General features: G+C 41.5%; 3 protein-coding genes. All 3 read left to right on the top strand.

Features of this window, described 5'->3' with window-relative positions:
• The first annotated feature begins 349 nt into the window (after nucleotides 1-349).
• Complete coding sequence (locus ACT3TU_RS13780; protein ID WP_192529278.1) at nucleotides 350-2,110, top strand: TrkH family potassium uptake protein; 1,761 nt, start codon at nucleotides 350-352, stop codon at nucleotides 2,108-2,110.
• A 112-nt stretch (nucleotides 2,111-2,222) separates the two neighbouring features.
• On the top strand, nucleotides 2,223-2,924 hold the full coding sequence (locus ACT3TU_RS13775; RefSeq protein ID WP_192529277.1) for a potassium channel family protein: 702 nt from the start codon (nucleotides 2,223-2,225) through the stop codon (nucleotides 2,922-2,924).
• 17 nt (nucleotides 2,925-2,941) lie between these two features.
• On the top strand, nucleotides 2,942-3,227 hold a 286-nt coding region (locus ACT3TU_RS13770), incomplete at its 3' end, for a DUF3124 domain-containing protein (RefSeq protein ID WP_444784497.1).

Raw genomic sequence — 3,227 nt, 5'->3', positions numbered from 1 at the left:
AACTGTTATAAAAAATCGCTGTAAACACCTGCTGTAAATAAGTGCTAAAAAAGCTTTCAAGCTATAAGATATATAGCTTGAAAGCTTTTTTATTTTTAGGCTAAGCAAATCTATATGACGCCTGTGCTTAGTATCGATTTTGAAATCCTAATCATTTTATTCAAAAAATATAGATTGCCTATCGGTGCAAAATAATTGTATTCACAATAAAGGCTGCGAGGTTAGATATTGAACAAAAGACAAGCATAAAAGATGTCATAACTGGTTACGATTCTTTAAAAACAGTCTTAGTGGATGGCGAAAAAAAGGCGTATAAGTATTATCGTTACTCCTTTCATGGAATTAGGCTATGCATCCAGCCCTACCGTATCGGCTGTTGAATAAGTTCACGATTGTTATTGGCGCCATTGGCGTTGGAATTGCCTTAGTCGATAGTGGTTTTACGCTCACGACATGGCTACAGCATATTTTTCATATTTTTTATTTAATGATTATTTTATTGGGTTTTGTGGCCACGGTAGGGCGTTATATGCGCTCAAAGTCACGATTATCGGTTAATAAAGTCGCGGTTTTCGATTTACTAACCAGTGTCGCTATTGTTGTGCTATTGGCGGTGCATTTCTTTGAGCTGGCGCGCTCCGGATTATCGATGCCGGTAGATGGTTTTATTGCGATTAAGATTGCTGTTTTTGTCACCTTTATCCGTGAGATATCGGACAATAAATTTAGCCTTAATCGGGCTTTTTTAAACCCAGGTCAATTTTTTATCTTAAGTTTTTTGTCCGTGGTATTGGTCGGAGCATTGCTGCTGATGATGCCCAATGCCACCACTGAGCCGATATCCTTTGTCGACGCCCTATTTACGGCTACCAGTGCGGTCTGTGTGACAGGGCTGATTGTGGTGGATACGGCGACCCGTTTTACCACGTTTGGGCAGCTGATTATCATCGGGCTGATTCAAATTGGCGGTTTGGGTATTCTGACCTTTGTGACCTACTTTAGCTATTTTTTTAAGGGCGGCGTCAGTTATGAGACGCAGCTTAGTATCAGTGAAATGAACGTTTCACGAAGGATGGGCGATATGGTCACCACCCTTAAGTCCATTTTATATGTGACTTTTGGGGTTGAGGCACTGGCTGCTATTTTGATTTATATTAGTATCTATGATTTACCCGGGATGAGCTTTGCAGAAAGGCTATTTTTTGCGATATTCCATGCCATCTCTGCATTTTGTAATGCAGGATTCTCGACCTTTAGCGCCGGCTTATACGATGAGTCACTGCGCTTTAATTATCCTTTACAGCTTATTATTAGTACCACTTTCTTATTTGGCGGCATGGGTTTTATCATTGTCGTCAATCTATTGCGCTTTCTGCGTCACCGTGCCCAAAGGGCGATTTTCCAAAATGATCCACGTTACGGCTATCAGCCGTGGCTACTGAGTATCAATAGCCGTATTACGTTAATTACCTCCGGCGCTTTATTGTTAATTGGTGTGGTCGGGGTCATGCTGTTTGAATACAACGGCATCCTTGCTGAGCATCAGAGTTTTTACGCTAAGCTAATCACAGGGCTATTTACGGCGGCCACTCCGCGTACCGCAGGTTTTAATATTGCCGATATGGATGCGCTCGCGTTTCCGACTATTATGCTGACGATTTTTTTGATGTGGATTGGTGCTTCACCAAATTCTACCGGCGGTGGTATAAAAACCAGCACCTTTGCCATTGCAGTGTTAAACACCTTGAGCTTAGCCCGTGGTCAGACCAAGGTTGAAGTGTTTCAGCGCGAGATTGCTGACATCTCTATTCGTCGGGCCTTTTCCATTATGTGGCTGTCTTTATTTGTCATTGGCATGGGGGTCACTCTTATCAGTTACGATCAGCCCGAGCTTGATTTGATTAAAGTGATTTTCGAATGCTTTTCTGCCTATAGCACGGTTGGTTTGAGTTTAAATTTAACCACCGAGTTATCGACCTTTAACAAACTTGTCGTTTCGGTGATTATGTTTGTCGGGCGGGTGGGGATGTTGACGATATTTATTGCGCTACTGAAGAATAGATATCAGCGTAACTATCGTTATCCGACTGAAGAGATTACTATCAATTAACTTAATGTTAATTAAAAAATGTTAATTAAAAAAATAATTTATAACTCATTAGGCATTAACTAAACACGTCGCAATTGCTGCTTTTACGGTGGCATGAGTGACAAGGAATATTATGAAATATATCATTGCAGGTTTGGGCAGTTTTGGGTCTTCGTTAGGCATGGCGCTGACGAGCCAAGGTCATGAAGTCATCGCCATTGATAGCAGCATGCAAAAGGTTGAAGCGTATAAAGAAGCCATCACTCATACTATCTGCATGGATGCCACCGACGAATATACGGTCAATGGCTTGCCTATTATGGATACCGATATAGTGGTGGTGGCGATTGGGGAAAACGAAGGGGCCAACATTATGGCAACGGCGTTGTTTAAAACTTTAAAAGCCAAGCGCTTAATCAGTCGTAGTATCAACCCCTTACATGAAAAAGTACTGCAAGCGATTGGGGTCGACGATATTTTCCATCCTGAAAAAGAATCGGCGATGCGCTGGGCAAAACGGCTGTCATTGCGCTATTTCGTTGATTCTTTTGAATTGACTGACAACTTTAGTATTGTCGAGATTGCTATTCCTACTCCTTTGATTGGCAAACAAATAGCGACATTACAGCTAGAAAATAAGTTTAATATCAAGCTATTGAGTACCATGCGCTATGAGCATTATGAAGACAGCTTTGGCCGTCAGCAGAGCAAACCCAGTATTCAGGGATTGGCCACACCAGAGCAAGTGCTACAAGAAAATGATGTGCTAGTGGTATATGGCGCTAACAAACATATCAATACTTTTTTACGTAGTGTAGGGGTTAAAGTACACTAATCGCTAGGGATAACGTTATGAATAAGTGCTGCATATCCGTGCTGTGTCTTGCCAGTCTCATGCTGTTCAGCGGCTGTGATGAGTCGAAACAAAACCCAAATGTCATGTTTTCAGAGAAGCACCAAGACCCGATTCAAGAGCTTGAGAAGCACTCTAAAAAAGTCGATCACAGCCAGTTTGGCTATAAACAAACCTTTTATGTACCAATTTACTCAGATATTTATACCGATAGGGATAATCGTAAGGTTTTACTATCAGCGACCTTAAGCGTGCGCAATACCACCATAAAAAAATCACTCTATA

Source organism: Psychrobacter sp. AOP3-A1-26 (genome assembly GCF_052378235.1).
Taxonomy (GTDB): domain Bacteria; phylum Pseudomonadota; class Gammaproteobacteria; order Pseudomonadales; family Moraxellaceae; genus Psychrobacter.
This window is presented reverse-complemented; position numbering and strand designations above follow the sequence as displayed.

Excerpts from the sequence above, each read along its gene's own strand:
- ACT3TU_RS13780 (WP_192529278.1), top strand. The coding sequence starts at position 350 with ATGCATCCAGCCCTACCGTATCGGCTGTTGAATAAGTTCACGATTGTT.
- ACT3TU_RS13775 (WP_192529277.1), top strand. The coding sequence starts at position 2,223 with ATGAAATATATCATTGCAGGTTTGGGCAGTTTTGGGTCTTCGTTAGGC.